Consider the following 19829-nt stretch of genomic DNA (forward strand, 5'->3'; position numbering starts at 1 on the left):
TGCTCATCCGTCAGCCAGTACAGGTCGCTCATCCACGCTCTCCTCACGGAGCCTGAATCAGATCGCGCCTCTCATATCAATGGGTCCTGACCCTAGCTGAACCCCACCCCAAGTCCGTCATCCCAGCGAAAGCTGGGATCTAGTCGTGTGGCGGGTGTTGCGTGCAACGGGGGAGACCCCAGCTTTCGCTGGGGTGACGATCATATTGTTAGGTGACGGGCAGCGCTTAGCTCGCGGACAGGGCTTAGGTCGCGGGCAGGGGTTTAGACCTGCAACCCCATCGCGTCCTGCGTCGCCTTCAACACCGGTGCCGCCAGCGCGCGCGCCTTCTCGGCGCCCGACTGCAACACCGCCGTCACCGCGTTGCGGTCATCCAGCAACCGCACCATCTCGTCACGGATCGGCCCGAGCTTGGCCACCGCGAGATCCGCCAGCGCAGGCTTGAACGCGCCGAAGCCCTTGCCGCCGAACTCGCCGAGCACGGTCGCGACATCGCTGTCCGCCAACGCCGCGTAGATCGTCAGCAGGTTGCGCGCTTCGGCGCGGTCGCCCAGTTCCTCGACCGTCGCGGGCAACACGTCCGGATCGGTCTTCGCCTTGCGGAACTTGTCCGCGATCGTGTCGTCGCTGTCGATCAGCTTGACCACCGACTGCTCGGACGGGTTCGACTTCGACATCTTCGCCGACGCATCGCGCAAGCTCATGATTCGCGGCGCCGCCTTGCTGATCAGCGGCGCGGGGAGCGTGAACAGGTCGACGCCGTAGTCGCCGTTGAACTTGGTCGCGATGTCGCGCGCGAGTTCGAGATGCTGCTTCTGGTCCTCGCCGACCGGCACGTGGGTCGCGTTGTAGAGCAAAACGTCGGCCGCCATTAGCACCGGGTAGTCGTACAGCCCGACGCTCGCGCCCTCGCGGTTCTTGCCCGCCTTGTCCTTGAACTGCGTCATCCGGTTCAGCCAGCCGACGCGCGCGACGGTGTTGAGCAGCCACGCCATCTCGCTATGCGCCGGCACGCGCGCCTGGTTGAACAGGATCGACTTGGCCGGATCGATCCCTGCCGCGATCATCGTCGCGGCGACCTCGATCGTGTGCGACGACAATTCCGCCGGCGCGATCCATTCGGTCGGCGCGTGGAGATCGGCGATGAAGAACATCGACTCGCCGCCCTGCGCCGCGACGTCGTCCTGCAGCGTCACCCACTGCTTCACCGCCCCCAGGTAATTGCCGAGATGGAGATTACCGGTAGGCTTGATGCCGGACACGACGCGCATGGAAAAACCTTACTTGGAACGACGCAGAAGCGTGGAGATGTCGCCCAACCGAAACGCGCCGGTGAGCAATGTCGCGATCGCATAGACCACCCCGCCGGTGGTAACCAGCACCAGCATCGCGCCCCAGCGCTGGATACTGGTGCCGGTCACGAACGGCTGGAACAGGTCGTTGAGGAAAAACATCACGACCCCCATGATCAGCGCGGCGACCAGCAGCCGCCACGTCCGCCTGCGCAGCCGCGCGTCGGGGGTGAAGTGCCCGCGACGGACCAGCGTACGGTACAGCATCGCGACGTTGACCGTGCTCGCGATCGCGGTGGCGAGTGGCGGCCCCATATGGCCGAGCGGCTTGATGAAGGCGAGGTTGAGGACGAGGTTCACGACCATCGACATCGTCGCGTAGCGCACCGGCGTGCGCGTGTCGGAGCGCGCATAATAGCCGGGTGTGAGGACCTTCACGAGGATGTACGAGGGCAGCCCGATCGAGAAGGCGGCGAGCGCCTGCGCCGTCAGTACGCTGTCCTCCAACGCGAACTTGCCGTGCTGGAAGAGCGCGCCGACGATCGGCACGCCGCACACGATCAGCGCGACCGTGGCGGGGAGAGTCAGGAACAGCGCAAGCTCCATGCCGCGGTTCTGCGTCGTCATCGCCTCCGCATCCTCGCCGCGGCCGAGCTGGCGCGAGATCGTGGGAAGCAGGACGGTACCAAGGCCGATGCCGATCAGCCCGAGCGGCAACTGGTTCAGCCGGTCTGCGAAATAGATGTACGAAACCGATCCTGCCGGCAGCAACGCGGCGGCGAGCGCGGTCGAGACGACGAGGTTGATCTGCACCGCGCCAGCCCCGGCGGCGGCGGGCCAGATCAGCGACATGAGCTTCTTCACGTCGGGATTGAGCTGCGGACGCTTGAGGCGAAGCTTCACGCCGGACGCGCGACACGCCCAGATCAGCCACCCGAGCTGCAACGCCCCCGATATCGTCACCGCGATGGCCTGGTTGCGTGCGGTCAGCAACGGCTGGTGCTCGTGGAACAGCAGCAGCGCGGCTATCAGCGTGGCGTTCAGGAGGATCGGCGCGGCGGCATTGATCCAGAACTTGTGCAACGAATTGAGGATACCGCCGAGCAGCGACACGAGGCTGATCAGCGGCAGATAGGGCAACATGATCCGCGACAGATGGACGACATAGTCGAACCGCTCAGCGCTCGCGCCATTGAACCCGAAGGTCAGCAGCCACGTCATCGGCCACGCCGCGAGTTCGAACAGCACCGTCATCAGGATCAGCGTCGGCAGCAGCACCGACAGCGCGTCCTCGGCGAACGCGATCCCGTCGGGCAGCCCGCGGCCATCCTTGTCGCCGACCTTCCGATTGAACATCGGAATGAACGCGGCCGAGAACGCGCCCTCCGCGAACAGCGCGCGGAACATGTTGGGGAGGCGGAACGCGATCAGGAACGCGTCCGACGCGAAGCCGGCACCGACGAACCGCGCGAACAGCGAGTCGCGCACCAGCCCCAGGACCCGGCTGGCAAGCGTCAGCCCGCCGACCGATCCCAGCGCCTTGGTCAGGTTCATCTAATTACGCTCCGCCTCCGGTCGATCAGGCCTGGCCGAAGTCGCCGACGTTCGGCTGGATGCCGGCCTGCTCCGACTGCGTCAGGTACAGCTGGCCGAAGTCGATCGGCTCGAGCAGCAGCGGCGGGAAACCACCGTCACGCACCGCATCCGACAGCACGCGGCGGGCGAACGGGAACAGCAGGCGGGGTGCCTCACCGAGCAGGAACGGCTGGACATGCTCGGCGGGGATGTTGCGCAGTCCGAACAGGCCTGCATAGGAAAGGTCGACGATGAACGCGACCTGGCCTTCGCTCTCGGCGCGGACGTCGATCTTCAGCACGACCTCATGCACCTCGTCGCCGACCTGCGCCGCGCCGATGTTGAACTGCACGTCGATCGCCGGCGGGGTCTGGTTCTGGTAGACCGCGGGAGCGTTCGGGTTCTCGAACGACAGATCCTTGACGTACTGCGAGATCAGCCCGGCGGCTGGGATCGTGTCCTCGCCATTCGCGATAGCCTGGTCCGGCATGGTGATGCCGTTGTCCTGATCGTCCATTCGTCATGTCCTTGAAATGCGCAAAGATGGGACCGAAGCGGAATGCTCGTGCGTTCCATTGGGTCGAGGCGGTGCGATTAGCAGTGCCCGAGGGGCGTTTCAACGGGCGCGGGTTTGAATAAGCGCAGCTTTGGCCTATGTTAGCCCGAAGATCGGAGGCACGGTTGTTTTACGTAGTACTTCTCGCGATGGTTGCAGGCTTTTTAGCGATGCGACTGTACAGCGTGCTCGGTAAGCGGACGGGGCATGAACAGCCCTTGCCGCGCGCAGCCGAAGACCGGCCTGCGCTTGCCGCAGTTCCGCGAACGGTCGATGCGACGCCAGAGCCGCGCGAGGTCGTCAGCCGCAACATCGAGCCGCGCGCCGAAGCAGGCCTGCGTTCGATCGTCGCCGCCGAACCCGGGTTCGACGTCAACCAGTTCCTCGAAGGCGCACAGGCGGCGTACCGCATGGTGCTCGAGGCGTTCTGGAAGGGCGACGAGGAAGAACTGGGCTATCTGGCCGAAGACGATGTCCGGACGGCCTTTGCCGAGGCGATTGCGGCCCGGATTGCGGCGGGCGAAGTGCTCGACAACCGTCTTGTCTCGATCGAGCGTGCGGTAATTTCGGATGCGAGCGTGTCGGGTCGCGACGCGCGGATCACGGTGCGGTTCGACGCGGATATTGCTGCCGTTACGCGTGATGGCGAGGGTAATGTACTGGCCGGCTCGCTGACCGACGCGGTGGAGACGCACGACGTCTGGACCTTCGCACGGACGCTGAAGAGCAGCGATCCGAACTGGAAGCTTGCCGACACCGACGAGGCGTGACCGTGCGTTTCAGGGGGGCGGGGCTTAGCGCACTGGGTCTAGCTCTGGCGCTTAGCGCGTGCGTCGGCGGCGTCGAGCCACCGCGTGCAGGCCCCGCGCCGGTCGATCGCGGCGGCAATTCCGACCGAGAGCCTTCGCGCGAGCCGGTCCGCGTCCACCCGTCGCGTGATACCGGAGCCTCGCCTAACATCCGTGGCATTCAGATGCCCGCGCGGATCGTCGGCGCGGTGCCGCTGTTACCGGCTCCCGTCCTTGCACCTGCGGCCCCCGTCAACGCGGCGTCCGCCGGCATCACCGCTGGTCCGGCGATAGCGAGCCTGCCGATCGACGATACGCAGGCGCAGTCCGCGCTCGCGGCTTTCGTCACGAGTTGCCCGTCGCTGATGCGCCGCAACGATGCGTCGGGGCTGACGCGCGGTGCCGATTGGCAGCCGGCCTGTGCGGCGGCGGCGTCCGTCCCCCGCGGTGGCGCGCGGAATTTCTTCACGCAGTGGTTCGAGGCGGTCCAGGTCGGTGACGGCAAGGCGTTCGCGACGGGCTATTACGAGCCCGAGATTGCCGGCTCGCTCGAGCGTCGCGACGATTATGCGCCGATCTACGGGCGGCCGAACGATCTGATCGATGTCGATCTCGGCGCGTTCTCGACAAGCTTGAAGGGCAAGAAGATTCGCGGTCGTGTCGATCGCAGCAATCTGGTGCCCTATTACGACCGCACCGCGATCGAGCAGGGCGCTATCTCCGGGCGTGCACCGATCCTCGCCTGGGCGCGCGATCCGGTGGAGTTGTTCTTCCTCCAGATCCAGGGGTCGGGACGGCTTCGGCTGCCCGATGGCGAGATCCTGCGGATCGGCTACGCGACGCAGAATGGCCGCGATTACACCGGCATCGGTGCGCTGATGAAGTCGCGCGGGCTTCTGCAACCGGGACAGACCTCGATGCAGGGGATCGTCGCTTGGTTGCACGCGCATCCGGCCGAGGGGCAGGCGATCATGCGCGAGAACAAGAGCTTCGTGTTTTTCCGCGAGTTGGAGGGCGCGCCTTTGGGGGCGCTCGGATTGCCGGTGACTGGCCAGGTCAGTGCCGCGGCGGACGTTAAGTTCGTGCCGTTGGGCGCACCGGTGTTCCTGTCGCTCGATCGGCAGGATGCAAGTGGCTTGTGGGTCGCACAGGACACCGGCGGCGCGATCAAAGGGAGCAACCGCTTCGACACGTTCTGGGGCGCAGGGCCGGCGGCAGAGTCGACCGCGGGCGGCATGGCGGGGCGCGGCACCGCGTTTCTGTTGCTGCCGATCGGTACCGTCCAGCGCCTCAACAGCCAGCGGTTCAACGGTCTAGCGAATGGGGCGCAAGATGGCGGGTCGACCCCTCAACCCTGACCCCCTCACCCCCGAGGAGGCGCAGCTCTGGGCACGCGTGATGGCGAGCGTCCGGCCGATGCGCACGGTCGCAATCCGCATTCCAGAGCGCGCCCCGCCGCTGCCGCCTCCACCGAAACCGGTGATCGGACCCAATGGCAAGGTCGTGCCGCTGCCCCCTGCACCGATGGGGCGGGTAAAGCCCATCGTTCGTACCGCGGTAACACCGTTCGCCAGCCGACCGGGTGCGAAGCCGGTGGCGGCACCGCGGCCGGTTGCCAAGCCGATCACCGCGAACACGCTCGATGGCGGCTGGGACAAGCGGCTGACGCGCGGCGTGGTCAGTCCCGACAGTTCGATCGACTTGCACGGGCATACGCTGGCGTCGGCGCATGCGATGCTCGACGTCGGGCTCGGCCGGGCGATCGCACGCGGCGACCGGGTGCTGCTGCTGGTGACGGGCAAGCCACCCCGCCCCGAAAGCGAACGCCCGCATGCGCGCGGTGCGATCCGGTCGGCGGTGGCGGACTGGCTGGCAGGGTCGCGTCACGCGGACTCGATCGCCGCAGTCCGCGGCGCGCATCCGCGACACGGCGGACAGGGGGCGTTGTACATCGTCCTGCGCCGTGGGCGGGGGGGCGAGTAGGCGGAGGTTTCTCGACCTTTCCAATTCCGTCATCCCAGCGGAAGCTGGGATATTTCACCGTCGCCCGCGTCGCCCGTCAAACGGGATACCCCAGCTTTCGCTGGGGTGACGGTATTCGCGGGGAGTGATCGGTTCTAGGGAACGGCGGGGTCGTTAGGCGATAGGGACCTGCGTCGGCGCGCTACCGCAGCGCCCGCGTGATCACACCTGCATAGATATCCGTCAGCGTCCGCAGATCCTCGACCGCGACCGCTTCGTCAACCTTGTGCATCGTCGCGTTGACCAAGCCGAACTCGACCACCGGGCACAGCTTCGACAAGAACCGCGCGTCGGAGGTGCCACCGGTCGTCGACAGCTCTGGTGTGATGCCGGTTGCATCCGCAATCGCATCCGACAGCAGCGTCGAGAACGCACCCGGCTCGGTCAGGAACGCCTCGCCGGATACCTTGCCCGTCACGACCGTGCCCGGCGCATGGCGCTCGGCGATCGCGCGGATGCGGTCGATCAGATCCGCGCCAAGGTGGCGGTCGTTGAACCGAATGCTGAGCCGCGCGGACGCCTTGGCCGGAATGACGTTGTGCGCGGGGTTGCCGACGGTGATGTCGGTGACCTCGATGTTCGATGGCTGGAACCAATCGGTGCCCTGGTCGAGCACCACGGCGTCAATCTCCGTGAGGATCGCGATCAGCCGCGGGATTGGATTGTCGGCGAGATGCGGATAGGCGACGTGGCCTTGGCGCCCCGGGACGTCGATCCAGATGTTCACCGAGCCGCGCCGCCCGATCTTCACCATGTCGCCGAGCCGTGCGGTCGAGGTGGGTTCGCCGACCAGGCACAGGTCGGGCACGATCCCCCGCGCCGCCATCCGCTCCATCAGCGCGACGGTGCCGTAGGTCGCTGGCCCTTCTTCGTCACCCGTGATGATCAGCGACAGCGTTCCCGCATCGCTGCGGCTGGCGGCGGCGGCGAAGGCGGCGACCGCGCCCTTCATGTCGACCGCGCCGCGTCCGTACAGCAGTCCGCCGCGGACCTCGCCGGACCAGGGCGATCCGGTCCAGCCGTCGCCGGGTGGAACGACGTCGACATGCCCGGCAAACGCCAGATGCCGCGGACCTGCGCCGCGTGTCGCGAGCAGATTCTCGACGGGGCCGTCGGGCGCTTCACCGACCACGAACCGGTCGACCGCGAAGCCGATCGGCACGAGCGCTGCCTCCAGCACGTCGAACACGGTTCCCCGCGCGGGCGTTACGCTGTCCGCGCGCAACAGCGCTTGGGTCAGTTGGACGGGGTCGATCATCGTGTTGTCCCGATCAAGCGGGCGTCGCAACCGGCTGTTCGAATTGTTCGAGGACCCATTCCTCTTCCTGCGCGGCGGCGATCCAGTCCTGCATGAAGGGATGTTCGAACATCGCCTGCATATAGCCTGCCGCAAAACGGGCGATCGGCAGCTGATAGGTGACGATCCGCGTGACGAGCGGCGCGAACATGATGTCCGCCGCGCCGAACTGGCCGAACAGGAAATCGCCCCCGCCACCGAAGCGCGCGCGCGCCTGGGCCCATAATTCCATGATCCGCTGCAACTCGATCAGGACGTCATCGTCGGGTTGCTGCGCGGGGAACACCTGGCGCACGTTCATGCTGTGCTTGCGACGCAGCGCGGCAAAGCTCGAATGCATCTCGGCTGCCATCGACCGCGCCATCGCGCGCGCGGCATTGTCCTCTGGCCAGAAGCGGTCGCGCCCGACCTTGTCGGCGAGATAGTCGACGATCGCCAGGCTGTCCCACACCACCGCGTCGCCGTCCCACAGGATCGGCACCTTGCCCGATGACGGCGCGAACTCGTCGCCCGAGCGGCGCTTTTCCCAATCGGCGTCGTACATCGGCACGACCACCTCTTCGAACAGCAGTCCGGACTGCTTGCACGCGAGCCAGCCGCGAAGCGACCAGGAGGAATAGGCCTTGTTGCCGATGATCAGTTTCATGCGCGCGGTGCTAGGCGAGGGGGCGGCGAGAGGCAACTCGCTCGCCGTCCCCTCTTGGCTCCAGCGGTCAGAACAGGCCGGGAACCTCACGCTGCGCGGTGCCGGGCCGATCCGGCATCAGCAGGTCGCGCCGTGGCTCCGACGTGCGCAACGACCGTGCGCTCGCGTCGCCGGTGATCGGCGTGCAACTGCGCCCGGCCAGGAAGTTCAGCGCCTGACGCGTCGACGATTCGAGCGGATCGCCGAGTTGATAGCCGATATCGTCCGAGGCCTGACAGGACGCCTCGACCTTGGTGGCGAGCCCATCATAGTAATCACCGGTGCGCGCGGCATTCTGCGTCGCCAAGGCCACCACGCGTAGGCGATCGTCGCACGCTTCCTTGTCGAGCGCGATCTGCCCGACCGGCTTGCCATAGGTGTTGGTGCCGATCAGCCCGGCGTTGGTGTGCAGATACGGCGTGAACGCGTTGATCACGAGTTCGCTCGCCGACGCCGTTCCGCCGGTGCCGATGAACGCGATCCGCGTTGGCGCGATCGATTCGGGCTGCGGTGCGAAGAACCGCGTCGTGTTGTTCGAGGCCTTTTCGGTACGGAACGTGACGTAATCGAAGACCTCCGATGTCGACCGCGCTCCACCGAGCAGATCCCCTAGATACTCCGCCGTCTCGATCAGGCCGCCGCCATTGTAGCGCAGATCGATGATGACCTTGGTCACGCCCTTCGCGCGGAAATCGGCAAACGCCGTCTTCAGCGCGGGTTCCGCGGTTTTGATGAACGTCCGAAGATTGATGTAGCCGACGCTCTGCCCACCATCCTGGATGACCTTCGCACCATAGCGAGTCGACACCGGCAACAGCGAGAAGTCCGCCTTGGCGACGGTGACGGTACGCGTACCCGCGGCGTCGTTGATCTGGAGGACCCGCGAGGTTCCGACGGTATCGGGGCCAAGCGCGGCGGTCAGTCCGGCGGTACCCTCCGCGGCGACGATCGCACTGACGGTGCGCAGATTGGCAGCCGTCGTCCCGATCGCCAAAATCTCCGTCCCGCGATCGATCCCGGCGGCAAGAGCGGGCGCGCCCTCGAACGATTCCGCCGAGAACAGGCGTTGGCCGGTTTGATCCAGCGCGAGTCGGAATCCAAACCCGGCGCTGGACCCGGCGTTATAATAGGCGGTCTCTTCCTTGATCGACGTCAGATAGGTGAAATACCGATCTTTGCGCTGCGCTCGCGCGGTGGCGGTCAGCGCGTCGATATAGTCGTCGACCGTCGTGTACGCCGCCGGGCTGAGGCTGGCGGGCAGCGTATCGGGGAACAGATACCATTCGCGAAGCTGTGCCGCGGCCCAGTCCTGGCGTTCGCGGAGCGAACAGCCCGCGGTACTCGTAGGCGTTGGCGAAGGCGTGCTGCCGCCCGTCGAGATCGAGCCGTTATCGCTGCCGCCACAGCCCGACAGCATCGCCGTCATCGCCAACAGCCCCACCAATGTCCTACGCATACCCACGATCCCCTTTGACGAGAGGCTACGAAGTTTGACGGACCGTGTCAGGCGGAAATATTAGATTGATCGAAAGTCGATTGTTTCTCAGTGTGCCGGTCGATACCGACCTTCGATCCTCCCACTTGCGGAGGAGGATCGATGAAGACCGAATCGCTTAGCTGACCGCTTCGACGACTGCTGCACGCAGTTCGGGAATGCCCATGCCGTATTCGCTCGACGTGACGAGGATGTCGGGATGCGCGGCGGGACGCTTGCGCGCCTCGATCGCAGTGCGCTCGGTGACCTCGACCAGCTCGGACGCCTTGATCTTGTCTGCTTTGGTCAGCACCATGCGATAGCTGACCGCCGCCTTGTCGAGCATCTCGAGGATCTCGCGATCGACGTCCTTGATGCCGTGACGCGAGTCGATCAGCACGAGCGCACGCTTGAGAACATCACGCCCGCGCAGGAAGTCGTTGATCAGGAAGCGCCATTTCTTGACGACGTCCTTGGGCGCCTTGGCAAACCCGTAGCCGGGCATGTCGACGAGCCGGAACGCGAGCGGCGCGCCGACGTCGAAGAAGTTCAGCTCCTGCGTGCGGCCCGGGGTGTTCGACGTGCGTGCCATCGAGTTGCGCCCGGTGAGCGCGTTCAACAGCGACGACTTGCCGACGTTCGAGCGGCCCGCGAACGCCACCTCCGGCACCGACGCATCGGGGAGAAACTCCAGCGTCGGCGCGGACTTCAGGAAGCCGACATGCCCCGCGAACAGCTTCCGCGCATGTTCCAGCATCTCCGGCGTGAACGGCGCGTCGGTCTGCTCGAGGTCGGGGCCCAGATTCGCGCCGGGGTTGGAAACGTCGTTCACTTGGTCACCGGCGCTTGGAGGCCCGGATGGCGGGCGTAGAGCAGCTTCTGCTGTATGATCGTCAGGCAGTTCGATGTGATCCAGTAAACCTGGAGGCCGACCGCGAACGGCGCCATCACGAACATCAGTACCCATGGCAGCAGCTTGAAGACCTGCTTCTGCGTGTCGTCCATCGGCGTCGGGTTCAGCTTGAACTGGAAGTACATGCTGATGCCGAGGATGATCGGTACCACGCCGATCGCGATCATGTGCGGCGGCGTGAACGGCAGCAGGCCGAACAGGTTGAGCGGCGTCAGCGGATCGGGCGCGGACAGATCCTTGATCCACGCGACGAACGGCTGGTGACGCATCTCGATCGTCAGCATCAGCACCTTGTACAGCGCGTACATGATCGGGATCTGCAGCAGCGTCGGTGCGCAGCCGGCGAGCGGATTGACGCCCTCGGCCTTGTACAGCGCCATCGTCTCCTGCTGCAGGCGGACCTTGTCGTCCTTATGCTTTTCCTGGAGCAGCTTCGCCTTGGGCTGGACCGCGCGCATCGCCGCCATCGACTTGAACTGGCGCTGCGCGATCGGGAACAGTAGGCCGCGGATCGTTACCGTCAGCAAGATGATCGCGACGCCGAAGTTGCCGATCACGCGGAACAGCCAGTCGAGATAATAGAAGATCGGCTTCTCGACGATCCGGAACCATCCCCAGTCGATCGCGTAGTCGAGCTTGGCGACGCCGCCGGCCTGATCCGAATAGCGATCGAGCAGGCGGACTTCCTTCGCGCCCGCGAAGAAGCGCGAGGTCTGCGTGATCGCCTGGCCGGGTGCGACCTGCTTGGGCTGGAGCGCGTAATCGGCCTGGTACGCCTTGTTGGCGCCGGCGCGGAACTGGCCGTCGAACGCCTGGCCTTGATCGGGGATGATCGCGGTCAGCCAGTATTTGTCGGTAAAGCCGAGCCAGCCGCCGGTCGTCGTAAACTTCTGCGCGGCCTCGTCGATGTCCTTGTAGTTCGGACGGTAATGCGCGCCGCCATTGTCGACCGACATCGGCCCGACATGGATCGTCATCGACGACGGATCCTTCGAGATGCCGACGCGGTTGACGAGGCCGTAGGTGGCGACGGGGACGGGCGCAGTGCCGGCATTCAGGACGGTCTGGCGGACCGTGAACATGTAATCCTGGTCGACCGCGATCTGAATGCGGAAGCGCTGACCCGTGGCGTTGGTCGCGTCGAGCGTGACCGGCGTGGTCGGGGTCAGCGTGGTTGCGCCAGACGGCGTCCAGACGGCGTCGGCAGCAGGCGGGGTCAGGCCCTGCGCGCGCCAGCCGAAGCTTGCGAAATACGCGTCGGGCGCGCCGGCGGGCGACAGCAGGCGGATCGGCGGCGAGTTCTTCGCGACGGTCTCGTCATAGCCCTTGAGCACGAGATCGTCGATCCGCGCGCCCTTGAGGTTGATCGAACCGGACACGCGCGGCGTCTCGATACGGATGCGCGGCGTGCTGGCGATCACCGCGTTGCGATCGCCGATCGCGGCGGCACCGTCCGCGGCCGGATCGGCGGCGGGGTTGGCGATGGCCTTGGTCTTGCCACCTTCGATCTTCGTGACCGGCGGATTCGCGGTCGGGAAAAACTTGCCCTGGATCAGCGGCCATCCGAACAGGATCAGCGCCGCGATCACCGCGAACAGCACGAAATTCTGCTTGTCGTCTTTCACAGGGCGGCGTCTTTCAATTTTTTAGGCTTCAGCTCTGGGACCGGATCGGGGCCGTACCCGCCCCACGGATGGCACCGCGCAATACGCTTCGCCGCCAACCAGCCCCCCTTGAGCGCGCCATAGCGCCCAACGGCCTCGATTGCATAGGCGGAACACGAAGGATCGTAGCGGCAACTCGACGGCAGGACGAGCGAGGGGCCGAGTTGCCAGCCGCGGGCGAAGAGGATGAGGAGGCGGGCTAGCATGGTGCAGCCAAGGCTTGCGCGCCCCGAGATTGTTTCCCCGCGAAGGCGGGGACCCAGACTGGGCTCCCGCGTTTGCGGGAGAACAAAGGCCAAGAGAGCCGCTTCGAGCGAGGCATTTCCACCCCGGCGAAGGCCGGGGCCCAGTTGGGGGACGTCGCTAACGAATGGCGGTGCTGAATCACGGCCGCTTTCCCACCTGGGCCCCGGCCTTCGCCGGGGTGGTGGCTTGCGCCGGTGCGGTATCAGCAGCCTGCGGCGTAACCTTACGAAACGCCTTGCCCAGCTCACTCCGCAACAAAGCGAAATCCCGCTCGACCCCGCCGTTACGCCCGATCAACACATGATCCGCCCCGGCAACACCGCGTTCCGCCAACAGCTCGCGCGCCAAAGCCCGCAACCGCCGTTTCATGCGGTTCCGGACGACGGCGTTGCCGATCTTCTTGGTCACGGTGAAGCCGATTCGCATCGTCGCGTCACCGTCATCGCGGGGGCGCATGAGCAGGACGAATCCCGGCATCGGTGCGCGCTTCCCCGCATTCGCCGCGAGAAAATCGCGGCGTTTGTCGAGAATAGTTAGGCCGACAGCTTCTTGCGACCGCGGGCGCGGCGTGCGTGGATCACTGCCCGGCCGCCGACCGTCGCCATCCGTGCGCGGAAGCCGTGACGGCGTGCGCGTACCAGGTTGCTCGGCTGAAAGGTCCGCTTCATTGGTCATTCCCTAGGTCATCAAATAGAAAACGGCCGCCACAGGGACGGCCTTGATGGCTGGGCGCTTACGGAAACGGGGCGGGTAAGTCAATTCGCACCGGCCTTGGCAGCAGCGCTTTTCGACGCCTTCGTCCGCTCGTGGCGCCGCATCGCGCTTTGTCGCCGCATCATCCGGTCGACGAAATGCCCGGTCCGCGGCCAGCGCCGCTTGAGCCGCGCCCATTTCAACCGCGCCCAGCGCGAATTGCGCAGGACCAGAACCATCCCGCCCGCAAACAGGAAGATGCCCGCCGGTCCTGGCAACGGCGCAAGGAGTGGCGCTGCGACGATCAACAGCATCCCGAGCAGCAACTGGCCGAAGCGGAGGACGGGGGAGCGGACTGCTTTCACGGAAGGCATGTGGGTCCGGTGTATTAGGATGGCAAGACGGCGCGGATCGACGGCGTTGGGCCGCGCGTCCTTGCAGACATGGCAAATCGGGTATGAATAAGGCGTGACGTCGTGTCGCGGGGGAGCGGGCATGGCGGCGATCGTGGCGACGGTGGCGTATCTGGGGCTCGAAGCGCGCGCCGTCGAGGTGCAAGTGCAACTGATTCCAGGACTTCCTGCGTTCAACGTCGTCGGCCTTGCGGACAAGGCGGTCGGCGAAAGCCGCGAACGCGTGCGTGGTGCGATCGCAGGCATGGGGCTGTCGCTGCCGCCGAAACGCATCGCGGTGAACCTGTCGCCCGCCGATCTGCCTAAAGAAGGATCGCATTTCGATCTACCCATCGCGCTCGCGTTGCTGGCCGCGATGGGGGTGGTCGATGCCGAAGCCCTGGCGGACTACGTGATCGTTGGCGAACTCGGTCTCGACGCTAGGATCACAGCGTCGCCGGGCGTGCTGCTGGCCGCGCTGCATGCCTCGGAAGTGGGGAAGGGGCTTGTCTGCCCCGCCGCGCAAGGCTCGGAGGCGGCTTGGGCTGGAGAGATCGAAGTGATCGCCGCGCCCGACTTGCTGTCGCTGCTAAATCACTTCAAAGGCCACGGTCTGCTTAGCCCGCCCAAGCCAGGCATCGCCGAGCAGGCCGATCACGGTCCGGACTTGCGGCAGGTCAAAGGGCAGGAGACGGCCAAGCGCGCGCTGGAGATCGCCGCTGCGGGATCACATAATTTATTGATGGTAGGTCCGCCTGGGTCTGGAAAGTCTCTCATGGCCTCCTGCCTGCCCGGCATCCTGCCGCCGCTCGACCCCGCCGAGGCGCTCGAAGTGTCGATGGTCCAGTCGGTCGCCGGCACGCTCTCCGGCGGTCGCCTGACCCGCACGCGCCCGTTCCGCGCCCCGCATCATTCCGCATCGATGGCCGCGCTGACCGGCGGCGGGCTGAAGGTGAAGCCGGGGGAGGTAAGCCTCGCGCATCTCGGCGTGCTGTTCCTGGACGAACTTCCGGAGTTCCAACGCGCCGTCCTCGATTCGCTCCGCCAGCCCTTGGAGACCGGAACGGTCAGCGTCGCTCGCGCCAATGCGCACGTCACGTTTCCTGCTCGCGTGCAGTTGATCGCGGCAATGAACCCGTGTCGGTGCGGACACCTCGGCGATGCGAGCCTGGCCTGCGCGAGAGCCCCGAAATGCGCAGCAGACTATCAGGCGAAGGTCTCGGGGCCGCTACTCGATCGGATCGACCTCCACATCGACGTCCAGGCGGTCAGCGCCGCAGACCTGATCCTACCGCCACCAACCGAAGGCTCGGCAGAGGTTTCCGTCCGCGTCGCTGCCGCCCGCGCGATCCAGTCCGACCGCTACCGCGATCACCCGGTGCGTACGAATGCCGAGGCGGATGGGGCACTGCTCGATGCGGTCGCCACGCCCGACGAAGCCGGCCGGAAACTGCTCGCGCAAGCCGCCGAGGCGATGCGCCTTACCGCGCGCGGCTACACCCGCATCCTCCGCGTCGGTCGCACGATCGCCGATCTCGCCGGCAGCGACACCGTCGGCCGCATCCACATCGCCGAAGCGCTCAGCTATCGTCGCCAGCCACCGAGAAACTGAACCGATACGTTTTCCGATCAAGACAGCTTGCGGCAAACGAAAGCTTCGTCTAGCCAACCCGCCGCTGCCCCTGTGGCGAAATTGGTAGACGCGACCGACTCAAAATCGGTTGCCGCAAGGCATGCTGGTTCGATTCCGGCCAGGGGCACCACCGCACTTCGCCGCGCATTTGTGCAAGGCGAGGCGGATCTACCATCCGCGTCGGCTCGCACATTCCACGCCGCGATGTGACCGATCGCTGTCGACCATAGCTCGTTGGCTTCCCTACCGCCGGGTCCACAGATCCAGTCGGTACGATGTCGTCCGCTCCGCCCGCTCGACCGTGATGGCGTCGCCGAGCGTCGCGGATATCTTGTCGACGGCCGCGTCTCCGGTCTGCGGATAGTCGGTCTCGCCGATCCAGTGCACCAGCAATATCCGTCCGCCGGGGACGACATGCGCCCGTAACCACGCCCCGGCGGTGGTGATGTCGTCATCGCTCCAATAATACACGACCTCGGAGAGTAGGACGAGATCGAGCGCGTTGGTCGCGGGAACCTGATCGGGGAAAACGACCTTCTCGAAGCGGACCTGCGGCAGGCCTTCGCACCGCTTGCGTGCATAATCGATCGCCTGCGCGGCAATGTCGATGGCGAGGAGATCGTCGCATAAAGGCGCCAATTGCCGTGTGAGCACACCGTGAGCACAGCCGATCTCGAGCGCGGCGGCGTAGCGACGATCGTCCAGCACGGCGATGGTGCGCGCAAACTTGGCCGCTTCATATGGGCTGCTGGCGAGCGACCACGGATCGTCGTCAGCGGCAAAAATGTCCTCGAAATAGGCGGCGGCCAGGCTGCCCCCGCTATGGGGCGGCTTATCGGGCATCGGCAATTCCGTTCAGATGAAGGACGTCCTCCGCCGGCATCCGCCAGGCGGTCCGCGCGAGGCGAAAGCCCGCGCCATAGGCTGCACCCGTCTGGCTGCGATGCGCCAGGAGTGCCCGGCGGCGCTGGCCGACCGGCATCGGGCGCGTGCGGAATGTCGTACGCGCAGGCGGCACGGCGGGATCGGTCCATACGCGGTAGTCGAATATCGTCACCGAGCGCCGGGCGGCATGGATTGCGGCGAGCGCGATCGTCCGGAACGCGGTATGATCGCAATGTGGTTCGTCGGCGCCGGTGACCGCGATCGCATCGACGCCACGTGAGCGGATCAGTGATGCAAGGCGCCGGACCGTCGCGCGCCATGCCGCGCTGTCGGGGCGATGGGGATGCGCGTCGGGCCAGTCGAGGAACACGGGCAACGCCGCATCGCGTCCGGCCAGCCGCCGGACCGCCAACGCCGCCTCACGCCGCCGCACCCGTGCCAGCCAGGCGCCGCCCACGTCGTGCGATCCGGCGCCATCGGTCAGGTAGACGACCCCCGCAAGGCGACGTGCGGCCGCCGCCTCGGCAACCAGCGCACCTGCGCCCAGCGTCTCGTCATCGGCATGCGGCGCCAGCACCAGCCAGCGCGCGCGTGCGAACCTGCTCGTCGCGAGCGGGCGGGCAATGCCTACCACAGGCGATCCTCGCCCCAGCAATCATGATCGATCCAGTCGCGCACGGCGGCGTCGCGGACCTGGTCGGGCCCTGCCTGACGCAGGTACAGGCTGAGATCGCGGATGATCTTGTCGATACGCTGCCCCTCGAACGTGCTGCGGGTGCCAACAAGCCGTGCCGCATGCTCCATCACGTCGAGCCCGGCGCGCTCGACGACGCCGCGGGTCATCCGTGCGAACGCCGCCGCGTCGGCATCCTCGCGCGCCGCGCGCACCGCCGCCTCGCGCACCCACAGCCCGGCGGTACGGGTTGCGACGACCGCGTGCCCGAATGCCGCGCGCGCCAGCGGATCGGCGCGTGCCGCCCCCGAGAGCGCCGCGCGGGTCTCCGCCAGCAGCGCCTCGATCCCGCCGAGTTGGACCGCGGTGAACCGCCACGCACCCGCGGTGAAGCGCGGTTCGCGATCATAGTCGCCGGGCTGGCCGAGCAGCGCATCCTCGTCGATCGGATAGCCGTTCAGATCATAGGCGCCGCTCATGCTCGCGCGCATGCCCCGGACACGCCAGCCGCTGGCATCGGTCCGGTCGGGATCGTCGGCGCCGACGATGGCCAGTCGGCGGTCGCCGCTATCGGGCTGGATCGTGACGATCGCATAGGCGATCCCGCCTGCGCCGCTGGCGAAGCTCTTTGCGCCCTGCAATGTTCGCCCGCCCAAATTCTCGATCAACGCGACGCCTGGCGCCGGCTCGGTCGCCCATACGCCGAACGCGGCGCCATGATCGAGCACGCGGCGCAGCCAGTCCTTCTGGCTGGCGGTCGCATACCAGCCGAACAGCGCCATCGCGTTGACATGACCTTCGAACAACCGACCGACGCTCAGATCGCCGCGACCGACCCGACGCAGTGCGTCGAACATTGCGCGATGGCGGGCGTTGGCATCGGCAAACGCCTCGCCACCCGATTCGACCGGGGCGAACCGGCGTAGCAAACCCGCCTCCGCGAGCAGCGCGATGCTGTCGGCGGGATGCGCGCGCTCCGCGTCATAGCGTTCGCCCAGCTTGGCGAGCGCAGCGACCAGCGGATCGTCGAGCACCGTCGTCATTCGTTCGCTCATCCGCGCTCTCCATCGGCCAGGGCCATCACATACGCTGCCAGACGGGCTGCACCATCCGGGTCGTCGAGCGCCGCTTGCGCGGCGGAATCGAGCCGTTCCGCATGCGTCAGCAGCATCGGCCAGTCCGCTGCGGCGGCATCGTCGCACATCAACGCTGCACCCGCCGCGACCAGTCGCTCGGCCTTCGATCGCTGTTCGGCGAACGGTCGATCCTCCGGCAGGCAGATAAACGGTCGGCGTGCCGCCAGCACCGCACCGACCACGCCGTCCCCTGCGCTGCCGATGACGATCGCGGCGCGTGCGATCCACGCCGCGGCATCGTCGACCCAGCCTGATTGCTCGAGATTGGCTGGCGCGTCGACGACTGGCGGGCAATCGCCGATGATCCGCCACATACGGTCGGGCGTGGCACGCGCCGCGCGGGCCCAGACCGTGCCATCGATCGCCGAGCCGCCCCTGCCGCTAACGACAAGGACCGATCGGGGTTCGATCGATGTCGTCCGGACACGGTCGACTAGGCCGGGGGCATAGACGGTCTTTCGTCGGACCCAATCGGGGGTGGCCGGATCGTCGAGTGCTTCGGCAAATGGCGCAACGATCGCGATCGCGGCGCGAAACGCGTCATGATGCGGGGCGTCGTCACGCCGGCCGCCGAGCCTGACGTACACGGTCGGTACCGACGCCAGCCGCGCCAGCATCGCGATCTCGCACGATACGTCGACGATCATCAGCGCGGGTTGCTGTTCGGCGATCCAGTGCGTGATCGCCGCGACCCGGCGACGTATGCCGTCATGGTCGAGCGGTGCATAGTGCAGCGCCGCGGGCCGATCCGCGGCATCGTCGCGACCGTCGAACCCGCAAGCAAGCCGGTCGTCCGGAATGTCGACATAGCGGTGGGCACCGCTCCGCCCGGCGATGTTCGTGCCGATCAAAGTGATTCGCCCGTCGGCATGATCCGCGATCGCCGACGCTCGCATGCGGTGTCCGGCGCCGTGGTGATGGACGTAATAGCCGATCGGACGTCGGCTCATGATGCAAGCAAGGACGTGGCGGGCTCGATCGAGATCGCGCCGGGATATTGGGGCAGGGGCATGTCGCTAGGCATCGGCGGCAGGTCCGCCTCGCGTGCCAGCATCGCCGCGACGCCGTGTGCGTGGCGGGTTGCACGCCGCCAATGAGCACGGGTCCGCCAATGCTCGAACGCAGGTACCCACGGATCCGCGCCCCGATCGAGCGTTGCTGCGAGTTCGGCCATCGCGAGCGCCATGCCCCCTGCGGCACGCCCCTCGGTGCGCGCCGACACGCGGGTCCAGACCGAAGGCGGATGGACCAGCCGCCCGCCCGCTGCGACCGCGTCGATGACCATCGATCGATCCTCGCCCGATGCGATTGGCGGGACCCCGCCGATCATGCGGTACAAGGCTGCGTCGATCGCGATGCTTGCCCCTGTATGGTCGCCGTGACGCGGGGGCGGATCGTGCGGGGATGGGTCGACCGCGTCCTCGATCGCGCGGACCGCGGCCCAATATCGATCGAACCGTTCGCGCATCGCGGTGATCGCCGCATCGATCGGCTCCGCGTCGTCGAGGACGATCCGTCCACCAACGATATCCGCACCTGCGTTGATCGCGGCGAGGTTGGCCGCGAGCCAGCCAGCGGGAGGACGACAATCCGCGTCCGTGGAAATCAGCACGCCGCCGCGGTCGTCGCCGCCGATACCGCCGCCGCCGCCAATCCCACCGTCAACGACATGGCGATATCCCATCTCCATGGCGTGGCCACGCGCGCTCCCGGCATGTACTAACGCGGGTTCAAAGGTGCGAGACTCGACCACGATGTCCAGCCGACCGGCGTACCGTATCGCGACATTGCTCATGACCCCGACGCTGTCGTCGTCGCTATTGTTGATACACAGCGCAATCGGGATACGCCCGCCGATCGTTTGCGCGGCAAGTGCCTCAAACAATATCGGCAAGCGCAGGCTTT

At 66.5% G+C, this 19829-nt stretch carries 21 protein-coding genes and 1 tRNA gene; 5 read left to right on the forward strand and 17 right to left on the reverse strand.

The window, feature by feature from the left end:
- Positions 1 to 263 precede the first annotated feature (263 nt).
- From trpS to secB, 3 genes are read right to left on the reverse strand one after another with little or no spacing between them, the layout of a single operon-like run.
- The gene (gene trpS / locus C8J40_RS15535; RefSeq protein ID WP_132897795.1) at positions 264 to 1271 is read right to left on the reverse strand and encodes a tryptophan--tRNA ligase; all 1008 of its coding nucleotides are present in this window, start codon (positions 1269 to 1271) and stop codon (positions 264 to 266) included.
- A 9-nt stretch (positions 1272 to 1280) separates the two neighbouring features.
- Positions 1281 to 2846 carry a murein biosynthesis integral membrane protein MurJ gene (murJ, locus tag C8J40_RS15540; protein ID WP_132897796.1) on the reverse strand — a complete coding sequence of 522 codons (1566 nt, stop codon included), beginning with the start codon at positions 2844 to 2846 and terminating at the stop codon, positions 1281 to 1283.
- A 25-nt stretch (positions 2847 to 2871) separates the two neighbouring features.
- Entirely contained in the window at positions 2872 to 3384 is a 513-nt protein-coding gene (gene secB / locus C8J40_RS15545) for a protein-export chaperone SecB (protein ID WP_132897797.1), read from the reverse strand.
- Between the two features lie 164 nt (positions 3385 to 3548).
- Between secB and C8J40_RS15550 the strand changes: the two genes are divergently transcribed.
- From C8J40_RS15550 to C8J40_RS15560, 3 genes are read left to right on the forward strand one after another with little or no spacing between them, the layout of a single operon-like run.
- Positions 3549 to 4193, forward strand: a complete 645-nt coding sequence (locus tag C8J40_RS15550) for a Tim44/TimA family putative adaptor protein (RefSeq protein WP_132897798.1) — start codon at positions 3549 to 3551, stop codon at positions 4191 to 4193.
- Positions 4190 to 5569: a murein transglycosylase A gene (locus C8J40_RS15555; RefSeq protein WP_243693424.1), complete on the forward strand. Its 1380-nt coding sequence runs from the start codon at positions 4190 to 4192 to the stop codon at positions 5567 to 5569. Before C8J40_RS15550 ends, C8J40_RS15555 begins: the two co-directional genes overlap by 4 nt.
- Positions 5544 to 6194, forward strand: coding sequence for a Smr/MutS family protein (locus tag C8J40_RS15560; RefSeq protein ID WP_165911479.1), 651 nt, complete (start codon positions 5544 to 5546; stop codon positions 6192 to 6194). Before C8J40_RS15555 ends, C8J40_RS15560 begins: the two co-directional genes overlap by 26 nt.
- A 181-nt stretch (positions 6195 to 6375) precedes the next feature.
- On the opposite strand, the gene dapE is transcribed toward C8J40_RS15560, so the two are convergent.
- The 9 genes from dapE to C8J40_RS15605 form a co-directional block, all read right to left on the reverse strand.
- Positions 6376 to 7491 carry a succinyl-diaminopimelate desuccinylase gene (gene dapE / locus C8J40_RS15565; RefSeq protein ID WP_132897799.1) on the reverse strand — a complete coding sequence of 372 codons (1116 nt, stop codon included), beginning with the start codon at positions 7489 to 7491 and terminating at the stop codon, positions 6376 to 6378.
- Between the two features lie 13 nt (positions 7492 to 7504).
- Complete coding sequence (locus tag C8J40_RS15570) at positions 7505 to 8176, reverse strand: glutathione S-transferase (protein WP_132897800.1); 672 nt, start codon at positions 8174 to 8176, stop codon at positions 7505 to 7507.
- A gap of 67 nt (positions 8177 to 8243) precedes the next feature.
- Positions 8244 to 9671 (reverse strand): S41 family peptidase, encoded by a 1428-nt coding sequence (locus tag C8J40_RS15575; RefSeq protein ID WP_243693425.1) that lies wholly within the window; start codon positions 9669 to 9671, stop codon positions 8244 to 8246.
- A gap of 157 nt (positions 9672 to 9828) precedes the next feature.
- Positions 9829 to 10446 (reverse strand): ribosome biogenesis GTP-binding protein YihA/YsxC, encoded by a 618-nt coding sequence (gene yihA / locus C8J40_RS15580; RefSeq protein ID WP_056052878.1) that lies wholly within the window; start codon positions 10444 to 10446, stop codon positions 9829 to 9831.
- Positions 10447 to 10517: 71 nt separating this feature from the next.
- Positions 10518 to 12227 carry a membrane protein insertase YidC gene (gene yidC, locus C8J40_RS15585; RefSeq protein WP_132897801.1) on the reverse strand — a complete coding sequence of 570 codons (1710 nt, stop codon included), beginning with the start codon at positions 12225 to 12227 and terminating at the stop codon, positions 10518 to 10520.
- Positions 12224 to 12472, reverse strand: coding sequence for a membrane protein insertion efficiency factor YidD (gene yidD, locus C8J40_RS15590; protein WP_132897802.1), 249 nt, complete (start codon positions 12470 to 12472; stop codon positions 12224 to 12226). Before yidD ends, yidC begins: the two co-directional genes overlap by 4 nt.
- A 178-nt stretch (positions 12473 to 12650) precedes the next feature.
- Entirely contained in the window at positions 12651 to 12989 is a 339-nt protein-coding gene (gene rnpA / locus C8J40_RS15595; protein WP_243693426.1) for a ribonuclease P protein component, read from the reverse strand.
- A gap of 56 nt (positions 12990 to 13045) precedes the next feature.
- Positions 13046 to 13180, reverse strand: coding sequence for a 50S ribosomal protein L34 (gene rpmH / locus C8J40_RS15600; protein ID WP_031393806.1), 135 nt, complete (start codon positions 13178 to 13180; stop codon positions 13046 to 13048).
- An 87-nt stretch (positions 13181 to 13267) separates the two neighbouring features.
- Positions 13268 to 13570 carry a hypothetical protein gene (locus tag C8J40_RS15605; RefSeq protein WP_243693427.1) on the reverse strand — a complete coding sequence of 101 codons (303 nt, stop codon included), beginning with the start codon at positions 13568 to 13570 and terminating at the stop codon, positions 13268 to 13270.
- Positions 13571 to 13700: 130 nt separating this feature from the next.
- Here C8J40_RS15605 and C8J40_RS15610 point away from each other — a divergent pair, with 130 nt between their 5' ends.
- Positions 13701 to 15209, forward strand: a complete 1509-nt coding sequence (locus C8J40_RS15610) for a YifB family Mg chelatase-like AAA ATPase (RefSeq protein WP_132897804.1) — start codon at positions 13701 to 13703, stop codon at positions 15207 to 15209.
- 66 nt (positions 15210 to 15275) lie between these two features.
- Positions 15276 to 15360: transfer RNA gene (locus tag C8J40_RS15615), tRNA-Leu, on the forward strand.
- Positions 15361 to 15473: 113 nt separating this feature from the next.
- Here the strand turns inward: C8J40_RS15615 and C8J40_RS15620 are convergent.
- Genes C8J40_RS15620 through C8J40_RS15640 form a run of 5 tightly spaced genes read right to left on the reverse strand, consistent with a single transcriptional unit; the run spans position 15474 to position 19818 of the window.
- Complete coding sequence (locus C8J40_RS15620; RefSeq protein ID WP_132897805.1) at positions 15474 to 16073, reverse strand: SAM-dependent methyltransferase; 600 nt, start codon at positions 16071 to 16073, stop codon at positions 15474 to 15476.
- Entirely contained in the window at positions 16063 to 16749 is a 687-nt protein-coding gene (locus C8J40_RS15625; protein WP_243693428.1) for a PIG-L family deacetylase, read from the reverse strand. Before C8J40_RS15625 ends, C8J40_RS15620 begins: the two co-directional genes overlap by 11 nt.
- A complete protein-coding gene (locus C8J40_RS15630) occupies positions 16743 to 17843 on the reverse strand; it encodes an acyl-CoA dehydrogenase family protein (protein ID WP_132897806.1) in 1101 nt (366 codons plus the stop codon). Before C8J40_RS15630 ends, C8J40_RS15625 begins: the two co-directional genes overlap by 7 nt.
- Positions 17840 to 18874, reverse strand: coding sequence for a glycosyltransferase (locus C8J40_RS15635; protein WP_132897807.1), 1035 nt, complete (start codon positions 18872 to 18874; stop codon positions 17840 to 17842). Before C8J40_RS15635 ends, C8J40_RS15630 begins: the two co-directional genes overlap by 4 nt.
- Positions 18871 to 19818 (reverse strand): glycosyltransferase family 2 protein, encoded by a 948-nt coding sequence (locus C8J40_RS15640; protein WP_243693429.1) that lies wholly within the window; start codon positions 19816 to 19818, stop codon positions 18871 to 18873. The genes C8J40_RS15635 and C8J40_RS15640 overlap by 4 nt, the downstream gene beginning before the upstream one ends.
- Between the last annotated feature and the right edge of the window lie 11 nt (positions 19819 to 19829).

This window comes from Sphingomonas sp. PP-CC-3A-396 (assembly GCF_004343105.1).
Classification (GTDB): domain Bacteria; phylum Pseudomonadota; class Alphaproteobacteria; order Sphingomonadales; family Sphingomonadaceae; genus Sphingomonas.

Excerpts from the sequence above, each read along its gene's own strand:
- trpS (WP_132897795.1), bottom strand. The coding sequence starts at position 1,271 with ATGCGCGTCGTGTCCGGCATCAAGCCTACCGGTAATCTCCATCTCGGC.
- rpmH (WP_031393806.1), bottom strand. The coding sequence starts at position 13,180 with ATGAAGCGGACCTTTCAGCCGAGCAACCTGGTACGCGCACGCCGTCAC.
- secB (WP_132897797.1), bottom strand. The coding sequence starts at position 3,384 with ATGGACGATCAGGACAACGGCATCACCATGCCGGACCAGGCTATCGCG.
- murJ (WP_132897796.1), bottom strand. The coding sequence starts at position 2,846 with ATGAACCTGACCAAGGCGCTGGGATCGGTCGGCGGGCTGACGCTTGCC.
- yidD (WP_132897802.1), bottom strand. The coding sequence starts at position 12,472 with ATGCTAGCCCGCCTCCTCATCCTCTTCGCCCGCGGCTGGCAACTCGGC.
- yihA (WP_056052878.1), bottom strand. The coding sequence starts at position 10,446 with ATGCTGGAACATGCGCGGAAGCTGTTCGCGGGGCATGTCGGCTTCCTG.
- C8J40_RS15570 (WP_132897800.1), bottom strand. The coding sequence starts at position 8,176 with ATGAAACTGATCATCGGCAACAAGGCCTATTCCTCCTGGTCGCTTCGC.
- rnpA (WP_243693426.1), bottom strand. The coding sequence starts at position 12,989 with ATGCCGGGATTCGTCCTGCTCATGCGCCCCCGCGATGACGGTGACGCG.
- dapE (WP_132897799.1), bottom strand. The coding sequence starts at position 7,491 with ATGATCGACCCCGTCCAACTGACCCAAGCGCTGTTGCGCGCGGACAGC.
- C8J40_RS15635 (WP_132897807.1), bottom strand. The coding sequence starts at position 18,874 with ATGAGCCGACGTCCGATCGGCTATTACGTCCATCACCACGGCGCCGGA.
- C8J40_RS15575 (WP_243693425.1), bottom strand. The coding sequence starts at position 9,671 with ATGCGTAGGACATTGGTGGGGCTGTTGGCGATGACGGCGATGCTGTCG.
- C8J40_RS15630 (WP_132897806.1), bottom strand. The coding sequence starts at position 17,843 with ATGAGCGAACGAATGACGACGGTGCTCGACGATCCGCTGGTCGCTGCG.
- C8J40_RS15560 (WP_165911479.1), top strand. The coding sequence starts at position 5,544 with ATGGCGGGTCGACCCCTCAACCCTGACCCCCTCACCCCCGAGGAGGCG.
- C8J40_RS15610 (WP_132897804.1), top strand. The coding sequence starts at position 13,701 with ATGGCGGCGATCGTGGCGACGGTGGCGTATCTGGGGCTCGAAGCGCGC.
- C8J40_RS15620 (WP_132897805.1), bottom strand. The coding sequence starts at position 16,073 with ATGCCCGATAAGCCGCCCCATAGCGGGGGCAGCCTGGCCGCCGCCTAT.